The 16761-nt window shown below is 64.7% G+C and carries 17 protein-coding genes; 8 read left to right on the forward strand and 9 right to left on the reverse strand.

Features of this window, described 5'->3' with window-relative positions:
• Positions 1-87: 87 nt before the first annotated feature.
• Positions 88-1476 carry a serine hydrolase domain-containing protein gene (locus IVA87_RS08905; protein WP_247333368.1) on the forward strand — a complete coding sequence of 463 codons (1389 nt, stop codon included), beginning with the start codon at positions 88-90 and terminating at the stop codon, positions 1474-1476.
• On the opposite strand, the gene IVA87_RS08910 is transcribed toward IVA87_RS08905, so the two are convergent.
• Positions 1463-3031 (reverse strand): peptidase S10, encoded by a 1569-nt coding sequence (locus IVA87_RS08910; protein WP_247333370.1) that lies wholly within the window; start codon positions 3029-3031, stop codon positions 1463-1465. The genes IVA87_RS08905 and IVA87_RS08910 overlap by 14 nt on opposite strands.
• Positions 3032-3287: 256 nt before the next feature.
• Between IVA87_RS08910 and IVA87_RS08915 the strand changes: the two genes are divergently transcribed.
• The 3 genes from IVA87_RS08915 (at position 3288) to IVA87_RS08925 (ending at position 5315) form a co-directional block, all read left to right on the forward strand.
• A complete protein-coding gene (locus tag IVA87_RS08915) occupies positions 3288-4067 on the forward strand; it encodes an NAD kinase (RefSeq protein ID WP_247280885.1) in 780 nt (259 codons plus the stop codon).
• Between the two features lie 96 nt (positions 4068-4163).
• Positions 4164-4709 (forward strand): response regulator, encoded by a 546-nt coding sequence (locus IVA87_RS08920; protein ID WP_008549760.1) that lies wholly within the window; start codon positions 4164-4166, stop codon positions 4707-4709.
• A gap of 27 nt (positions 4710-4736) precedes the next feature.
• The gene (locus tag IVA87_RS08925; protein ID WP_247333372.1) at positions 4737-5315 is read left to right on the forward strand and encodes an Hpt domain-containing protein; all 579 of its coding nucleotides are present in this window, start codon (positions 4737-4739) and stop codon (positions 5313-5315) included.
• A gap of 255 nt (positions 5316-5570) precedes the next feature.
• On the opposite strand, the gene IVA87_RS08930 is transcribed toward IVA87_RS08925, so the two are convergent.
• The 4 genes from IVA87_RS08930 to folE form a co-directional block, all read right to left on the reverse strand.
• Complete coding sequence (locus IVA87_RS08930) at positions 5571-6746, reverse strand: DUF2336 domain-containing protein (protein ID WP_247333374.1); 1176 nt, start codon at positions 6744-6746, stop codon at positions 5571-5573.
• A 289-nt stretch (positions 6747-7035) separates the two neighbouring features.
• Positions 7036-8118, reverse strand: coding sequence for a lytic transglycosylase domain-containing protein (locus IVA87_RS08935; protein ID WP_247298449.1), 1083 nt, complete (start codon positions 8116-8118; stop codon positions 7036-7038).
• A 167-nt stretch (positions 8119-8285) separates the two neighbouring features.
• Positions 8286-8708, reverse strand: coding sequence for a phosphoribosyl-AMP cyclohydrolase (hisI, locus tag IVA87_RS08940; protein WP_247298447.1), 423 nt, complete (start codon positions 8706-8708; stop codon positions 8286-8288).
• 29 nt (positions 8709-8737) lie between these two features.
• Positions 8738-9430, reverse strand: a complete 693-nt coding sequence (gene folE / locus IVA87_RS08945; RefSeq protein WP_247280881.1) for a GTP cyclohydrolase I FolE — start codon at positions 9428-9430, stop codon at positions 8738-8740.
• A 242-nt stretch (positions 9431-9672) separates the two neighbouring features.
• Between folE and IVA87_RS08950 the strand changes: the two genes are divergently transcribed.
• Positions 9673-10128 (forward strand): iron-sulfur cluster assembly scaffold protein, encoded by a 456-nt coding sequence (locus tag IVA87_RS08950; RefSeq protein ID WP_247298444.1) that lies wholly within the window; start codon positions 9673-9675, stop codon positions 10126-10128.
• A 149-nt stretch (positions 10129-10277) separates the two neighbouring features.
• Here the strand turns inward: IVA87_RS08950 and IVA87_RS08955 are convergent, their stop codons facing one another.
• Entirely contained in the window at positions 10278-11189 is a 912-nt protein-coding gene (locus tag IVA87_RS08955) for a hypothetical protein (RefSeq protein ID WP_247333375.1), read from the reverse strand.
• A gap of 248 nt (positions 11190-11437) precedes the next feature.
• Here IVA87_RS08955 and yidD point away from each other — a divergent pair, with 248 nt between their 5' ends.
• Together yidD and IVA87_RS08965 are read left to right on the forward strand one after the other, a co-directional pair.
• Positions 11438-11776 carry a membrane protein insertion efficiency factor YidD gene (gene yidD, locus IVA87_RS08960; RefSeq protein WP_247298438.1) on the forward strand — a complete coding sequence of 113 codons (339 nt, stop codon included), beginning with the start codon at positions 11438-11440 and terminating at the stop codon, positions 11774-11776.
• Positions 11777-11859: 83 nt separating this feature from the next.
• On the forward strand, positions 11860-12069 hold the full coding sequence (locus IVA87_RS08965; protein WP_247298436.1) for a hypothetical protein: 210 nt from the start codon (positions 11860-11862) through the stop codon (positions 12067-12069).
• On the opposite strand, the gene IVA87_RS08970 is transcribed toward IVA87_RS08965, so the two are convergent.
• Positions 12070-13281, reverse strand: a complete 1212-nt coding sequence (locus IVA87_RS08970; RefSeq protein ID WP_247333376.1) for a hypothetical protein — start codon at positions 13279-13281, stop codon at positions 12070-12072.
• Positions 13282-13286: 5 nt separating this feature from the next.
• Entirely contained in the window at positions 13287-14651 is a 1365-nt protein-coding gene (locus tag IVA87_RS08975; protein ID WP_247333377.1) for an amino acid permease, read from the reverse strand.
• Positions 14652-14967: 316 nt separating this feature from the next.
• Between IVA87_RS08975 and IVA87_RS08980 the strand changes: the two genes are divergently transcribed.
• Positions 14968-16293 (forward strand): alpha/beta hydrolase, encoded by a 1326-nt coding sequence (locus IVA87_RS08980; RefSeq protein ID WP_247333389.1) that lies wholly within the window; start codon positions 14968-14970, stop codon positions 16291-16293.
• A gap of 42 nt (positions 16294-16335) precedes the next feature.
• Here IVA87_RS08980 and IVA87_RS08985 read toward each other — a convergent pair whose 3' ends face one another.
• Positions 16336-16713, reverse strand: coding sequence for a hypothetical protein (locus IVA87_RS08985; protein ID WP_091889385.1), 378 nt, complete (start codon positions 16711-16713; stop codon positions 16336-16338).
• Between the last annotated feature and the right edge of the window lie 48 nt (positions 16714-16761).

Below are 16761 nucleotides of genomic sequence, written 5' to 3' on the forward strand. Positions count from 1 at the left end.
AATGAAGCGAGCGCGCACAACCTCGGGGTTGTGCCCGTTCCACTTTCTCGGCTAGCCTCGCGCACCATCCCTCGCAATTGGTGTGCAATGGATACGTGGCTGCGATCCGCGATCAACTACATCGGCTCCTGGATCGAATTCCAACAGAGGACATTCCAACAGCCCGGCGTCATCATCGCCTTTGCCCATCGCGGCGAGGTCGTCGCCGAGCGCGCATTCGGCCTTGCCAATCTCGACACCGGCGAGAAGCTCACTCCGCGGCACCGCTTCCGCATTGCCTCGCACTCGAAGAGCTTCACCTCCACCGGCATCATGAAGCTGCGCGAGCAGCGCAAGCTCCGACTCGACGATCCGATCGGTCAATACGTCGGCGGCCTGCATCCGCGCGTGGCAGAGACGACGATCGCGCAGGTGCTCTCGCACAGCGCGGGACTGACGCGTGACGGCGCCGATTCAGGTCAGTTCATCGATAGCCGGCCCTATCTCGACGCGAACGAGCTGCTCGCGGAATTGAAGCTGCCGGCCGCAATCGAGCCCGGCACCCGCTTCAAATATTCCAATCATGGCTTTGGCCTGATCGGCCTCGTCATCGAAGCCGTGACGAAGGAGCCCTACCCTATCTGGATCAAGCGCGAAATCGTCGAACCCGTGGGCTTGCGTGCGACCGAGCCGGACGCGCCGCTTGCCAAGGGCACGCCGTTCGCGCGCGGCCATACCCGAAAGCTGCCGCTCGGCGAGCGCTGCGTAATCCCCGGCGACAATCCCGCGCACGCCATGGCGTCCGCGGCGGGCTTTGTCGCGACCGCCGGCGATACCGCCCGCTTCTTCGCGCAGCTTGCGCCCAATGCGAAGAAGAGCGTTCTCTCGGTCGCGAGCCGCCGCGAGATGACGCGACACCATTGGCGCATCCCGCAGAGCTTCGAGGGCTATTACGGGTTAGGCGTCAACGCCGGCAAGACCGACGGCTGGGACTGGTTCGGCCATGGCGGCGGCTTCCAGGGTTACATCTCCCGGACCTGCTCCATCCCCGCTTGCGAGCTCGCGATCAGCATCCTCAGCAATTCCATTGACGGCGCGGCGCCATTCTGGATGGACGGCGCGATGCAAATCCTGCGCGCGTTCAAGACACGCGGCGCGCCCGACCGGCGCGTGCGCGACTGGACCGGCCGCTGGTGGACGATCTGGGGAGCCACAGATCTCGTGCCCGCGGGCAACCGCGTGCTCGTCGCCAACCCGCAGTTCAACAACCCATTCATGGATGCCGCCGAGATCGAGGTCACCGGCCGCGACAGCGGCAAGCTCGCCTGGGCCGCCGGTTACTCCAGCCATGGCGAGCCGGTCCGCCGCGTCCGGGACAAGCGCGGCAAGGTGAGCGACATCTGGATCGCCGGTGCCAACGTCAAGCCTGCAAGCGCCGTGGCGCGCGAGATCGCGCGCCGGTATCCGCCACGCAAGCGGCGGCCTACTCCCGGATAAGCGCCTCTACCTCGCTGCGCATCGATTGCCGCGAATCATCGCGCGAATAGAACATGTGGCCGCCGGGATAGACGACGAATTTCACGCGTTGCGTGACGAAGGCCGGTAACTGGTCGAGCACGCGCTTCGATCCGAAATAGGGTGTGGCGAGATCGAACAGGCCGTGCGCAACCAGCACGTTCAGCTTTGCATCGGTGGCGAGAATCTGGCGCAGCTCCGATACCGATTGCGGCGGGTTGAGGCCGCGGCCGAAATCCCAGTGTCCCTCGATGCTGCCGTTCAGGACTTCATAGGAGCCGTCCGGCCGCCAGTTGAGCTTGCGTGTCAACACGTCGACCGCGGCGCTCGTCAGCGGCGCCTGGAGTGCATCGCCCGAGGGGTCGCCGAAGCGCGAGCTGCTGGAATCCGGGTAGGGATCGAAGCCGCGCACGGAGCCGTCGTAGCGTCCCGTCACTTTGCCGTTCTTGCGATCAAACTCGCGGCGGAATTCACCGACGTCGAGCCGGCCGGCGAGCCTGCGGCTCACCGCCTGGTCGATGCCGGTGAGCTCGGCGACTTTGTCGGCCAGCCGGTTGGTGGCCTCCTTGTCCGCCTCACCCTTGACGAGGTCAGCCAGGAATTCGCCGCGCGCGTAGGCCTCGACGTCGGCGAGATCGGCGCGCGTGACCGGTGCCTTGGCTTCGCGCGCCACCGCGACATAGCTCGGCAGCGTCGCGACATATTGCAGCAAGCTCGTGCCGGCGAACTCGCGGAAGTCGAACAGCGGCGAGACCAGGATCAATCCCCTGACGCCGACTCCATGCTGGAGCTGCAACTGGCGCACCACCTTCGGTCCGCGAATCCCGCCATAGCTTTCGCCCGCCACGTATTTCGGCGAGATTAGCCGGTCGTGCTTCTCGAGCCAGCGGCGGATCACCAGCGCGATCGAATTGGCGTCGCCGTCGACGGAATAGAAGGACTTGCGAGCGTCCTCGCCGCTCGCGACGAAGCGGCTGTACCCGGTGCTGACGGGATCGATGAAGACGAGATCGGTGAAGTCGAGCCAGGTCTCCGCGTTCGGCTTCACCTCGGGCGAGGCGGACGGCGACAGGGCTTCGCCATCGAGCGGCAGCCGCCATGGCCCCGCGGCGCCGAACTGGAGCCATGCCGAAGATGCGCCGGGCCCACCGTTGAACAGGAACGTCACGGGGCGCGTCGCGCGATCGGCATCGTCGAGCTCATAGGAGGTGACGGCGATGTCGGCCAGCGGGTCGCCCTTGCCGTCGAACACGCGGATCGAGCCGGCGGTCGCGGCGAAGTTGAGGGTGCGGCCAGGCAGATCGAGCGTCTGCTTCGTGGTGGAATCCGGCGGCAGACGATGCAGCTCGGCCGCCGACGGCGAACCAGGCGTAGGGCTTTGCGCGCCACCGCCACGCCCGCCTTTCTGTCCGGCCGGCGATGTCGTCTCGGAGCGCGGCTGTGGCGGATCCTCCGCGCGCGCCCATCCTGCGAAGGCGAAAGCCGACACCGCCATCACCAGCATCGCGTGGCGGAGCGCCGGCAAACTCAATACCATGATCGTTCTCCGTGCCCGGCTCTGAGGCCGGTGCGCACCGATCATAGCCAAGGAATTGCGACGGTTTGGGGGATCATGGGTTTGGCGGCGCCTGGAGAGGTCGTTCGGACCCAAAGCGCCCCCGTTTCGCCCTGAATCGGGATGGGGCAATCGCCCGTTTGCCTTGAAAGGCGGTCCTCCTCGACAATCGAGGCCCAGGTCGTATAGACGAGCCCGGCGGAACTTACTCGAGCCAGCGGCACCTGCCCGGGAAGCCATGACCAAGCCCTCGCGATACGACCGGATCGCCTTCGTCGCCAGCCCGAGCAGCGAGGCGCAGGCCGCCTTCGGCCAGCTCACTCGGGATTATGGCAATTACGACCCCAGGGAAGCCGATGTCGTCGTCGCGCTCGGCGGCGACGGCTTGATGCTCCAGACGCTGCACCGGAACATGCACACGGGAAAGCCGATCTACGGCATGCACCGCGGCACGGTCGGCTTCCTGATGAACGAATACTCGACGCACGATCTGCGCACGCGGCTCGAGGCGGCGCATGAATCCGAAATCCATCCGCTCTTGATGCGCGCGACCGACGTCAACGACCGCGTCCACCTGCACCACGCCATCAACGAGGTCGCACTGTTCCGGCAAACCTACCAGGCCGCACGCTTAAGGATCCTGATCGACGAGCGCGAGCGCATGGCCGAGCTGATCGCCGACGGCATCATGGTGGCGACGCCGGCCGGCTCTACCGCCTACAACCTCTCCGCCCAAGGGCCGATCCTGCCGATCAACGCCGCGCTGCTGGCGCTGACGCCGATCAGCGCCTTCCGCCCGCGCCGGTGGCGCGGCGCGCTGCTGCCCAACACGGCCTATGTCGTGATCGAGGTGCTCGAGGGCGACAAGCGCCCCGTGGCGGCGGTCGCCGATCATGACGAGGTGCGCGACGTCCGCCGTGTCGAGGTCCTGTCCGACAAGACCATCTCGATGCGCATGCTGTTCGACCCCGGCCACAGCCTGGAAGAGCGGATCCTGCGCGAACAGTTCGGCTACTGAGCCGCCGGCCGCCCCTCTCAAAAGGCCGATCGCAACCCTTCGTTAACCCCCGCCACGATATGGTTAACGAAGGTTGACCGCTTTGGCCCGGGCGTCATGTTCCGTATCGACTTCAACAAGCTGCGCTTCCTCGTCTGCGACGACAATCCGCACATGCGCCGCATCCTGCGGACGCTGCTGCATTCGTTCGGCGCACGCGAAGTCTACGAGGCTGAGGACGGCGCCACGGCGCTGGAAATGTACAGCCATTACGTGCCCGACATCGTCATCACCGATTGGGCGATGCCGATCTTCGACGGGCTCGAGCTCGCGCAAATGATCCGGCAGCCTGAATCCAAGGGCAACCCCTACGCGCCGATCATCATGCTGACCGGCCATTCCGAGAAGCGCCGCGTCACGGTCGCGCGCGATGCCGGCGTCACCGAATTCCTGGCCAAGCCGATCTCGGCCAAGGGGCTCTACCAGCGCATCCTCAACGTGGTTGCCAATCCCCGTCCCTTCATCAAGACCAAGACCTATTTCGGCCCGGACCGGCGCCGTAACACCAACTCTGCCTATATGGGCCCGGAGCGTCGCGTCGGCGAAAAGCACGAGGTGCTCCAGCAGCCCTCGCTGCTCGACAAGGCCCGCTCCTCCATCTAGCGCAGCGTCTCACACGAGGCAGGCATCATGGCGAAGAACAGCGCAAAGGACATCGAGGTCAAGGCCTTCGCCACGCATCACGTCATCACGCAGCCCAATCCCTTGCGAAAAGTGCTGCGCCGGGTCGAAGCAAAAGACATGGACGATCCGGTCGCCCGCGCCGAGCAGGCGCTGGCGGGCCTGTCCGGCCAATTCAAGGACTGGATGAGGATCGAGGTCGAGAGATTGTCCGCCGCCTGGACCGAGGTGCAGCAGGATGGTTTCACCAGGAAGCTGCGCGACGAGCTGTTCCACGCCGCCCACGACATCAAAGGCGATGCGGCGACTTTCGGCTTTCCTTCGGCAGCGGGAATCGCCGAGAGCCTGTGCCGCATCATCGAGCATGCGCCGGATCTTTCGAAGGTGCCGGCCGAGCTGTTCACGCACCACATCAACGCAATCCTCGCCATCGCGCACGAGAACACCAGGCTCGACAGCATCAGCGTCTCCGCCGAACTCAGCCGGCGCCTGCGCAAGGTCGCCGACGAATATCTCGCCCACGTCAACTGTGATCGCCCCGAACATCTCGAGGTGATCCTGGCGCCAAGCATTGCCCCGGCGGAATAAGGCCCAGCTCTTCCCTCTCGTCGTTGCGAGCGCAGCGAAGATTCCATGGGGGTGGATAGCGACCAAGTCTGAGGCCAGACTGAGGTTGCATCCATTCAACCTGGAGACGACGATGTTGCTCGATCATCCTATCGATGGACCGGCCGCTATCCGCACGCAGTTTGGCGCAATTTTCGTGTCGTTGGAACTGAGTCGTTCGACATGGCTGGTGACCTCGCTCTCGCCGGGCTGCGCTCGCAATGACGGAATTCGCTGCTACGCCGCGATCAGATCGTCATAGAGCGGATCGACCGCGTCCTTGGCGACGAGCTCGTCACAGAACAGCCGCGCCTCTTCGCGCGCGGACTCCGTGGCGAAGCGGCGGAGCAGGACCATCAGCGGTTCAGTAGCGCCGCGGTCGGTCTCACAATGGGTTAGCACGCGCTCCACCATGCGACGGCGCAGCCGTACCGCGCTGTCATCGGTGTCGACAAAACCCTGCTCGTGGGAGGCGTCGAGCGCGACCTGGAATGCCGCAAATGTCGCCTCGGGCAGTCCGGCGCGGCGGAGCAACGCGTGCAGGGTGTTGCCGCCGCGCTCGTGCAGCAGCGCCGAGACGCGCGCCAGCGGCAGATCGGCAAGTTCCGCGAGCGCCGCGTCGAACAGGTCGAGATTGCTCGACAGCAGCGCGCGCAAGATCAGACCCGCCGTGAGCTGGCCGGTGATGCGCAGGTGCCGCACCAGGCCCTGCATGTCCTCACCGCGCGAGCGCGCCGCGATGTTGATGGTGGAGCGGTCGCGCGCCTCGACCGTGATGCGTTCGGCACGATCGGCACTCAGCCAGTTCCGGGCCACGACGAATTGCGCAAGGGTCTCGGAAAGCTTGGCCACCAGCGCCGCGCGCGTTGCGGCCGGCAGATCGTCCAGCACCAGCATCGCTTCGCGGATCGCGGCGAGGTGGCCGTGGCGCTCTACCATACGATTCCACGAGAACGGCGCGAGCTCGGCATGCGGATTTTCGATCAGCTCCAGCGCGGCCGCCGCGCAACCGACCTCGGCGATAGCGGCGCAGACCGAGACCGGCAGCGCGATACGCCGGGCGACCGCGCACTGCACCTCGTCATTGCCGGTGGCGATGATGTCGACGAGATCGGCATCGATCAGCAGCGGAGAGTGTTCGAGCACGGGCAGCGCAACCGTCGGCTGATCCGCCGACAGCGCCCGCACGATTGCAGCCGGCGCCTCGTTACTGCGAGCAAAGGCCTCGGCCATCGCCTGCCGCACCAGCGGCGAGGGATCGTCGAGCAACATCAAAAGCGCGCCTTCGGCCGCGACGCGGTCGTCATGAGAAAGGTCTGAAATCAGCCAGGCCCGGGCCAACGCCCGCGTCGCCTCGGCCCGCTCGCCGGCGGACGCCGTCCTGATCCAATTGATGAACTGCCGAACAATCATTGATGCTTCCGGCTTACGCAACGAAAACGAAAAATGGTGACGGCTTGTCACCTGCAACACAAAATAAACCACGACGCTTAACAAAGCGTTCACCATAACTGGCTGGTATTATTGACGTTTTGTTAAGGGAACAAAGCCGCTCTTTTCTTGCATCCCGCACACGGTGCGGCGCGCGAGTGCTGCGCCGCTAAGCCGGGCCCATTTGTTCGGAAGGATTGCTGCGGCATGGTACCAGCTCAGCGCAGCAAGCGTTGCACGCTGCAGAGCGTCCGGGGCAGGAGAGCAGATGCTAGCTCGAGAACGTGCCGCTGCGATCGCTGAAGAGATCGAGCGGCTGCGGCGGACGCACGTCCGGCGTTGCTGAGGCCACCGAGGTGAGCGAGGCGTTGTTGCCCCACAATTTCTGCACAGCGATCGAGACCGGCTGCGTGGCGTCGTCGGGCTGATAGATTGAACGAAACGCCGGCGTGGTCGGCGCATTGTCCGCGAGCGTTGTAGGTGACGTCACACCGACGGGCGTCACGGCGCGTGTATTGGGGAAGGTCTGGAGATAAGCGGCGTTGTCGATCACCGGCGCTGTCGGCAGTACGCCGTTGGCGCTCGCCACCTGCGTCGTCGAGGGCGCGCCGCCATACATCGCCATCGCACTGCGGGTGATCTTGGAATTCGCCGCGCTGGCAAAGCGCGCGTCCAGCACCGAGTAGACTTCGGAGACGCTGCGCGCGCGGCCGTCATTGGCGTAGAAGATCGAGCGGTTGGCGGCGGCCGCATTGGGAAAGAGCCGCGCGCCGACGGCCTGCGGATTGTCCTCGGCATTGGCGATCAGTTTCGCGGCGCCGCCGACGCCCATGAAATGCGCCATGTAGAGTTCGCTGTCGCTCGGCCTGCGCCCGAGCAGGCCGGTGAGCTTGAAACTGTTCGACTGCGTCAGCGCCGCCGCCATGCTGGACGCGGCCTCGGGATCGTCGCGCAGCTTCATGATCGATCGCTTCATCACGGGATCATCGACGATGTAGTTGCCCGACGCGGTCTTCGTAATGGCGTCGGCGTAGCTGCCATAGCCGAGCTGAGTGCCCGCCTCCTTCACTGTGCCGAGCCAGGTCTGATCGATGAACTGATAGAGCCCGTGCGCGGACGAGGTGGTGGCACCGGCCGTCGGATTGAAATCCGATTCCATCTTGGCGGTGGTCAACATGTACTGGAAGCTGACGCCGGAGATATTGGAGGCCTGCTTGATCGCGCCGGCGACGCGCGCCCGCGACGGATCGAGACCGGCCGTCTGCGTCGCACTGAACTTGTCGACCGACATGATGAAGTGCCCGCCCCGCGCGGCATTGAGCGGCGCCGGCAATTCGGCACCCTGTCGTCTCATCGTGGAACAGGTATGGTTAATGCGGGGTAAATTTGGCTCGCGCCCCGCCGAACCGAGTCATTCGGGGGCGCACCGAAGCTGCGAGCCCCGGAATCCATTTCCACCGCACATGATGTCGCACGATCGATTCCGGGCTCGTGCTTCGCATGCCCCGGAATGACGGATGGCTACTTCTTGTAGATGTCGCCCGGATCGAACAGCCGTTCGGCATCGACAAAGACGAGCCTGGCGCCGCCGCCCTCGGCCTCGACCTTGCGGTAGAAGCACGAACGTCGCCCGGTGTGGCAGGCAGCGCCGATCTGCTCGACGCGGATCCAGACCGCGTCCTGGTCACAATCGGTGCGGATCTCGACCACGCGCTGGGTCTGACCCGATGTCTCACCTTTTCGCCACAAGACATTGCGCGAGCGGCTGAAGTACCAGGCTTCGCCGGTCGCGATCGTCTTGCGCAGCGCCTCGTCATTCATGTGCGCCACCATGAGGACGTCGCCATTGACGACGTCGGTTGCCACACAGGTCAGAAGGCCCGCGGCGTCGAACTTCGGCTGGAAGGCGAGACCTTCCTCGATTTCGTGGGAGTGGGCGGACACGAGCGTCCTCGCTTAGAACGTTGGCGAGGTCAGCGCTGCAGGCCTCGCACAAGGGACAGGAAACGGGCCTGCTCCGCCGGATTGTCGCGGAACATGCCGGTGAAGCGGCTGGTGAAGGTGGAGGCGCCATGCTTGGCGACACCACGCACGGACATGCAGGTATGCTCGGCCTCGATCAGCACGGCCACGCCGCGCGGCTTGAGGACCTCGTCGATGGCGGCCGCGATCTGCGCCGTCAGATGTTCCTGGGTCTGGAGCCGGCGGGCGAAGATATCGGTCAGGCGCGCGAGCTTGGACAGGCCGACGACGCGCTCCACCGGCGTATAGGCGATGTGCGCCTTGCCGTAGAACGGCATCATGTGATGCTCGCATTGCGAGGTGAACTCGATATCCCGCACCAGGACGAAATCGTCATAGCCCGCCGTCTCGCCGAAGGTGCGGTCCAGGACCTCCGCCGGGCACTGGTGGTAGCCCTGATAGAGCTCGTCGAAGGCCTCGACCACGCGGCGCGGCGTGTCGAGCAGGCCTTCGCGCTCGGTATCCTCGCCGATATAGGCGAGCAGTGTCTTTACCGCTGCTTCCGCCTCGGCGCGCGCAGGGCGCGGCTGGTCGGCGCGCACGGCGGCTGCGAGAAATTCAGCGGGATCAAGCTCGGCCGGGCGGCTCTCGGGCTGCCGGTCCGAGGGCTTGTTGGGGCGGATGGATTTGATTGCAGCGTCCATATCGACTCCGTTCGACGGCCTTGCGGGCCGGAGTGTCACCGGCAGACGGGGCGGCAAGCCGCCGGACGCCTGAACAGAACAGTCTCGGCGAAAAAGGTCCGCTCGTAGCCACGCCGGCCGCACCATTCTGGATCACCGCCGGTGGGCCGCTGGACTGTTTTTCCGCGAGTTCCGACCCTATATAGGACCCTGGACGCCGCCCGCCAAGACCGATCGGGTGCGGAAGTGCTGGACTCCATCACATGCTGAACGACATCTACAACAAGCGGATCATCGAACTGGCCGGGAATATTCCGCGGCTCGGGCGGCTGTCGGACCCCGATGCCTCCGCCACTGCCCACTCCAAGCTGTGCGGCTCGACCGTGAAGGTCGACCTCAAGATGAACGGGGACACCGTCACCGACTTCGCCCATGACGTGAAGGCCTGCGCCTTGGGACAGGCCTCTTCGTCCATCATGGCAAGTCGGATCGTGGGGTCTACTGCGAGCGAACTCCGCGAGTTGCGCGAAACCGTTCGCAAGATGCTGAAGGAGAACGGTGCGCCTCCTGAAGGAAAATGGGAAGAGATCAAGTTCCTCGAGCCGGTCCGCGACTACAAGGCGCGGCATGCCTCGACCCTTCTCACCTTCGATGCGGTGGTCGATGCCATCGGCCAGATCGAGGCCAAGGCGAAGCAGCCGGCGGCGGCGCAGGGCTGACCGCTCTCCGTCATTCCGGGGCGATGCCACCGGACCCGGCCTATTGACCAGTCCGACGACAGGCTCCGCATCGAACCCGGATCCAGAGGTTGCCGATCTTCCGGGCTCGCGCCGACGCGCGCCACGGATGACCCATCAAAGCATATCGCTTACTTCTGCGCCGCCGCCGCCGGTGTCGCCACGCCGCCGGCCGTCGGTACCAGGGCTTCCGCGGTCTTGGTCGACTTGGCAGATTGCTGCGGCTGCTCCGGTTCCGCGCCGTACCTGGCCTGCGTCTTCGGTGTAAGCTCTGCCATTGCCGGTGCGGAGATATCCACGTGCGGCAACACGTCGGCCACGAGGTCGGTGGTCACGAGATTGGTGAGCTTAAGCTCTCCGGCGTCGAGCTCATGCAAATCTTCCCAGGGCGGCACGCTGAGTGCGAGCGACAGCAGATCGCCGGCCCCCCCCATGTCGAACGTGTATTTGGCCAGCCTGCCGATGTCGCGCTCCACGATCATCAAGTCCTGGGCGCTGTAGCTCGCAGCCTTGGCATCGTCGGCGCGGTCGCCCATCCAGATCTGGTGGACCCGGACATGGGCAGCTTCCGGCACATAGCGCTTCTTGCCGGCGAGCAGCAGGAACACGCACATGGATTCGCAATAGGCCCCCGGCGCGACCGCCGGACGGGCGCCTTGCCCGCCGCGGTTCTGAACGCTGATGCCGACCGTGGTCAGAAGTCCGAGGTTGCGGAAGCGTCGGCCGAGCGTGATCGCGTCGTTGACCGAGCCGCCGCTGGAATCGAGCACCACCGTGGCGCCGCCCAGTTGGCGTCCGCGAGCAAACTCCTCAAAAGCCTTCGGCGTATCGGCGGTGATGATTCCGACCGCGCTGACCCAGCCGCGGCAGTTCGGCTCGCAGGTCACCCAGCTGAACTTCATCGGCAGCTTGCGCTCTTCGAGCGCAGCACCGGCTCGCGCTGACGTTCCAAGGGTCGCGACGGCGCCAGCCAGCGCGACTCCACACACGGCGGTTCCCACCAGCAACCAGCCGCGAAGATTAAGGGAGTTCAGAAGTCTCAATCTGGTTCCTTCCCCAAGCCCTAAAGGTCCCCAAACAATCCCCGGTAGCGCCCGCTGAGTCCATCATACAGGCGTATGTTTCTACACACGGGCGTCATAAAAATGGTATCCGGGCGAATACAGATCGTCCACAGATACTTGCTGCACTGCTCCCAAAAAGCAGGCAAAATATGGCGCGCAAACAAGAGCTTACAGTTCCCTGCTGCGGAACTGAGCAATACTTCGCTTAACGTTACAGCAAAGCGCACATGAAGCATTCAGCCTACGAGCACTGTTCCAGCCCGGTGGCGGGCGCGCTCCGGCTCCCGCGCCGATTCGGCCGCGCGCTGATCTGGCTGTACCGGCACACGCTGTCGCCCCTGGTCGGCTACAATTGCCGGCACCTGCCGACCTGCTCCGTCTATGGCGACGAGGCGATCGAAAGGTTCGGACTCTGGGCCGGCGGCTGGATGACACTCGCGCGCCTATTGCGCTGCAATCCTTTCGGCACCTCGGGCATCGACAACGTACCGCTCACCGCACCGGAAGGCGCGCGCTGGTATTTGCCCTGGCGCTACGGCCGCTGGCGCGGGGTCAACGCATCCTGAGTGCTGCGGTGCTTTCCGTCCCGCTCGGAACCCGAACTCTCGCCTCGCGTTGATGTGATGCTCCCCATCGGGAGGAAACAACAATGCGCTGGAAAATCAGCCGTCATTTTCCCTCCGGGCTTGGCCTGAATTCTGGCCGGAGAGGCCATCACGATCCCAGAATCATCGATCTGCTCGCGATCGTCGCCCTGCTGGTGCTCGTGATCAGCTCCGGCTGGTATCTGGCGACGAGCTTCGCCACGCCGCCAAGCACGACAGCGTTCATCGTGCCGAGCCAGAATGTGCACTGGTAACTAACGGAACCAGAAGAAACGTCCGGACTGCGGCGGGATCGACTCCGGCGGGCGTAGCCGCTTCGGCCTCGGCGGCCTTGACGACGGCTCGGCGGACGAGGTGGTCTCCGCCGGCGCGATCTCGCCGCCCGGCACCTTCACCGACAGCAGCAAGTTCGACTCATGCGTCCGCCAGCGATAGCCCACGCCGAAATCGATCGGCTGGGCGCGCGTGAACAATTCGGCGTAGCGCTCCTGGTAGCGGCTTGCGAATTCATCGATCGGACCGAGATAGCGGCCGAACGGAAAGAACCGCCATTGCCGTGCATTGTAGTTCGCGAGCGGAATGCCGGAATCGTCCTGGATGATGGTGGCGCTGTTGGCGAGGAGCCAGTCGCGCACGAGGGTGAAATTGCCGGAATGCAGCAGATAGGACGCGCTCTTGAGCAGGCTGTTGCCGGGGCCCAGCGTCTCGCAGAATTTCAGGAAGCCAGCCGCGCGCGCACCGGAATTGGAAAGATCAGTCGAGAAATAATACAGCGTGCGCGCTTCCCCGTCGCTGCCGGCGAAGGTGATGCGGACGCCATGCGTCGCGTTGGGTCCCGGATTGTCGCCGGCCGTGTGAACCCCGCCCTTGTTGTCGAGCGCGATCATCTCGACATTGCGGATGGTCTTGCCGGAGCGCGCGAGGAAAACATAGAGGATCGGCAGCGTACCGTTGACCTGATTGGCGTGCAGGTCGACCTTCATCTGCTTGGTAATGAAGAAGGAAAAACTCAGGATCGAGCCGAGCGATCGCTCGACGTTGTAGAGCGCAGCGCCGATCGAGCTACGCGGCAGCCGCGTCAGGTCGGGCACCGCTCCCACCGGCTCCAGCGCGCCAAGCACGTAGGTGCTCGCCTTGGCATAGAAGGCATTGGCGTAGAGGAAGTCCGGGCCGCTGAACATGTAGAACATGGTTGGCCGCGGCGCGGCGAGATTGACGTCGGCCCAATTGCGGATCTTCGAGAGCTGCCGCTGCTCGAGCTGGGCGAAAGCGCCGTCAAAAAATTTTGCATGACGCTGCCAGCCTGGATCCTTCGTGAGCGGCACCAGCGGCGAGTCCGCCGAAGGCTGCATGCCCGCAAGGAAGCGCGCAGTGTCGTCGAAGGTGACGTCGGCGGCGCGTGCGGACGAGACGGCCGCAGCCAGCAAGGCAAGAACGACGGCCGCAATGCTCAGAGGTCGGATCATGTCGATTAGCGATGTGGTGAAGCGGCAGCGGTCAGCGGCCGCCTGCGGAAGACGACATAAATCACCAGACCCGAGAGCATGACGAGCATCCCCGACAGCGACTGCACCGGCCGCTCGGTCAAGAGGTAGTACATCATGAACGCGGTCACGAGCAGGAAAACGAGCGGCGTGAACGGGTATCCCCAGGCGCGATAGGGCCGCGGCAAATCGGGATCGGTGATGCGGAGCTTGATGACGCCGGCGACGGTGAAGAACGAGCAGAACAGCAGCGCGAACTGGATGAAGTCGAGCACCGCCTCGAAGCTGCGCGTGAACAGCAGCAGGCTCGCGACGGCGAGCTGAAACAGGATGGCATACGCCGGCGCACCGTTCGCCGATCGTTGCGAGAACACGCGCAGCGCCGGAATGTCCTCGCCCATCGTCATCATCACCCGCGGGCCGATCCACATCATCGCGCTGATCGAGGAGATCAGACCGGCACAGATCATCGCGCCGACGATCCGGCCGCCGAGGCCGCCGAAGATGGCGCTGCCGGCGACGCTGGCAACGTCGAGCTGGCCCGCCAGCGCGCTGACCGGCGTCGAGTAGAGGAACACCGCGTTCAGCGCGACGTAGAGGACGAGCACGATCAGCGTGCCCACGAGCAATGCGCGCGGCAGGCTCCGCTGCGGCGTGGTCATCTCGCCGATGATGTAGGTCGCGGCATTCCAGCCCGAGAACGAGTACATCACGAAGACGAGCCCGATCGCGAAGGGCGCGCTGACGATGTGGGCGAGATCGCCCGGCTCCGGCGTGAAGGCGATCTGCTGCGGCACGCCGATGACGAAGCCGGCCACCAGGAAAGCGACGATCAGCACGACCTTCAAAATCGTCGAGATCAATTGGAACGTCGAGGAGTGCCTGACGCCGGTCAGTTGCACGAGCGAGACCAGCCACACCACGCCGATGGCGAGTGGAATCGGCGGCAGATCGTCCGCGACCGATTTGGCATATTCACCGAACGCCATCGCGGCGAGCGCGACTGGTGCCGCAAACCCCACCGTCGCCGAGACCCAGCCGGCGAGAAAGCCGAAGGCGGGATGGTAGGCGCGGCCGAGGAAATTGTACTCCCCGCTCGAGCGCGGAAACATCGCGCCCAACTCGCTGTAGGAGAACACCCCGCACAGCGCGACGATGCCGCCGACTGTCCAGAGCAGCAGGATCGAGAAGCCGGACGGGATGTCCTTGACCTGGAAGCCGAGGCTGGTGAAGACGCCGACCCCAATCATGTCGGCAATGACGATGGCGGTTGCGACCAGAACAGAGACGCCCGACCCGCTTTCGGTCAGCCGGCCAGTCCAGGGCGCGGTACCCGCATCTGATGCCGTCATCGGGGTTCTCAAGGCGTCACGCCTCATCGGGAGACATCGTGCAGATTGAATCCAGTCAATTCAAGCAGGGTTAACAAGGGTTAAATGAGGCAGACGTGACGGGTATGTTGACACCTTTCACGTCCGGTCTTGGGCGATAAAGCTGCACATCCCCCGAGAATCCCTTTTCCCTTCCCCACAATCACGACACGATTGCATGGTCCCTTTGACGGTTCCGGATGTGGGGAAATTTCTCTGGACGCTTAACGTCACCTAAACGCCAGTCGGCTGAATTGATTTGAAATTGCCGATGGACGTGACTTGGGGTCATGGGTGGATGGTCGGGGCCGTTCCGAAACTGAGAGCTAACGCGCCTGCCGATCGGACGACGTCCGGCGCGCGCGGTCGTGTGCTCCGGGTCGGCCTGTTTTCAGCCCTGGTGCCGCTGTGGCTGACGCTGGTTCAATGCGGCAAGGCCCCCAATCCGGCGGCGCTCGCAGCGAACTCGCAGGCTAACGTGCAGGTGGTCGCAAAGACACATGCGCAGGTGGCAAGCGGCGACACGTTCGAGGATCGCTTCCCGGCCCCGCAGTTCAAGGAGCGTTTCCCCTCGGCGAGCGAGAGCTTGCTGCAACGGCAGATGTCGGACTTCTCGCCCAAGCGCGCCGTCCAGCAGCAGCCGCAGGCTGAGCAGGCGCCCTACAAGGTCGCTTCGCTCGAGCCGCAACTCCCCTACAAGCGCCCGCCCCGTGAGGACCTGACGACGCTCGTCAGCATGAAGTCGTCAGCTTTTCCCTATTTCGGCAACAACCCCGCCTCCGACGCACCCTTCCTCAACATCTCCAAGGGCGACCGCCGCGGCCACCGCAGCTATTCGGGGCGCGTCTACTGGCAGGACGAAACCTACAGCGACAGCCGCGTGCTGGTGCACGTCCCTGAGCATTTCGACGTCCGCAAGCCGGGCGTGATCGTGGTGTTCTTCCACGGCAATGGCGCCACGCTCGAGCGCGATGTGCGCGACCGGCAGCTAGTACCGAAGCAGATCACCGATTCCGGCGCCAATGTCGTCCTGCTTGCGCCGCAGATGGCGGTCGATGCCGCCGATTCCAGCGCCGGCAAATTCTGGCAGGCAGGCGGCTTCAAGCGCTTCATGGAGGAATCGGCCAACCACCTCGCCCGCCTGACCGGCGATCCCAACAGCGCGCGGGCCTTCGCCAACATGCCGATCGTGATCGTCGGCTATAGCGGCGGCTTCCTGCCGACGGCCTGGAGTCTGGAGGTCGGCGGCATCAGCGACCGCGTGCGCGGCGTCGTGCTGCTCGATGCCGTTTATGGCGAAATGGACAAGTTCGCGTCCTGGATCGAGAGCCACCGCTCCGGCTTCTTCGTCAGCGCCTACACCCGCTACACCGCGCGCCGCGACCGCGAGCTGATGAGCCTGCTGCGGCAGAAGGGCATCAGCGTCTCCGAGGACATGGACGGGCCATTGCGGCCCGGCAGCGTGGTGTTCGTCGAGACTGGCGAGGGCATCACCCATCGCGACTACGTGACGAGGGCCTGGACGCGGGATCCGCTCAAGGACGTGCTGGTGAAGATGTCGGCGACGCCCGCGCTTGCGCTCACGCGCGTGGCCTCTACCAATCCATCCGCATCGAGCCGCTAAACGGACGTGACCGTAAAGCCATCGAGGGGCCCGGTCTCTCGCTTAGGTTTTCGGCAGCTTCGGAATGCTCTCGGCAAAGCCGTTGAAGCAGGCCAGCCGCTCGTCCTCTTCCTTGAAGAAACGGCAGTCTGCGTAGCCCTTGGCCTTCGCCGGCTTCGGCTTCGGCGCCGGCGGGATCACGGCGTCGTAGCAGTTGAGGCGGTCCTTGGTGCCGTCGTCGATCTCGAGGCAGGCCTGGAGCCGCGCCGCGATCGATTGCGGCTTACCCTTCGCCGCCGCAGCTGGTTTGGCCGCAGCCTCTTTGGTCCCTTTGGGCTTGACCTGCACCAGCGGCTTGTCCCCCACCATCGGTGGCTTGTCGGCTTGCGCAAATGCGGAGGCTGAATAGAGCACCGCGGCAACCGCCAGAATCATCCTCATTTCAGTCAACTCTCTTTGGTCCCCATGCATGGCGTTCTAGCGCCCTCA

It is taken from the genome of Bradyrhizobium sp. 147, assembly GCF_023073935.1.
Lineage (GTDB): Bacteria > Pseudomonadota > Alphaproteobacteria > Rhizobiales > Xanthobacteraceae > Bradyrhizobium.

Excerpts from the sequence above, each read along its gene's own strand:
- IVA87_RS08925 (WP_247333372.1), top strand. The coding sequence starts at position 4,737 with ATGGCGAAGAACAGCGCAAAGGACATCGAGGTCAAGGCCTTCGCCACG.
- IVA87_RS08935 (WP_247298449.1), bottom strand. The coding sequence starts at position 8,118 with ATGAGACGACAGGGTGCCGAATTGCCGGCGCCGCTCAATGCCGCGCGG.
- IVA87_RS08970 (WP_247333376.1), bottom strand. The coding sequence starts at position 13,281 with ATGATCCGACCTCTGAGCATTGCGGCCGTCGTTCTTGCCTTGCTGGCT.
- IVA87_RS08980 (WP_247333389.1), top strand. The coding sequence starts at position 14,968 with ATGGTCGGGGCCGTTCCGAAACTGAGAGCTAACGCGCCTGCCGATCGG.
- IVA87_RS08950 (WP_247298444.1), top strand. The coding sequence starts at position 9,673 with ATGCTGAACGACATCTACAACAAGCGGATCATCGAACTGGCCGGGAAT.
- IVA87_RS08930 (WP_247333374.1), bottom strand. The coding sequence starts at position 6,746 with ATGATTGTTCGGCAGTTCATCAATTGGATCAGGACGGCGTCCGCCGGC.
- IVA87_RS08905 (WP_247333368.1), top strand. The coding sequence starts at position 88 with ATGGATACGTGGCTGCGATCCGCGATCAACTACATCGGCTCCTGGATC.
- IVA87_RS08975 (WP_247333377.1), bottom strand. The coding sequence starts at position 14,651 with ATGACGGCATCAGATGCGGGTACCGCGCCCTGGACTGGCCGGCTGACC.
- IVA87_RS08985 (WP_091889385.1), bottom strand. The coding sequence starts at position 16,713 with ATGAGGATGATTCTGGCGGTTGCCGCGGTGCTCTATTCAGCCTCCGCA.
- IVA87_RS08965 (WP_247298436.1), top strand. The coding sequence starts at position 11,860 with ATGCGCTGGAAAATCAGCCGTCATTTTCCCTCCGGGCTTGGCCTGAAT.
- folE (WP_247280881.1), bottom strand. The coding sequence starts at position 9,430 with ATGGACGCTGCAATCAAATCCATCCGCCCCAACAAGCCCTCGGACCGG.
- IVA87_RS08910 (WP_247333370.1), bottom strand. The coding sequence starts at position 3,031 with ATGGTATTGAGTTTGCCGGCGCTCCGCCACGCGATGCTGGTGATGGCG.
- IVA87_RS08915 (WP_247280885.1), top strand. The coding sequence starts at position 3,288 with ATGACCAAGCCCTCGCGATACGACCGGATCGCCTTCGTCGCCAGCCCG.
- yidD (WP_247298438.1), top strand. The coding sequence starts at position 11,438 with ATGAAGCATTCAGCCTACGAGCACTGTTCCAGCCCGGTGGCGGGCGCG.
- IVA87_RS08920 (WP_008549760.1), top strand. The coding sequence starts at position 4,164 with ATGTTCCGTATCGACTTCAACAAGCTGCGCTTCCTCGTCTGCGACGAC.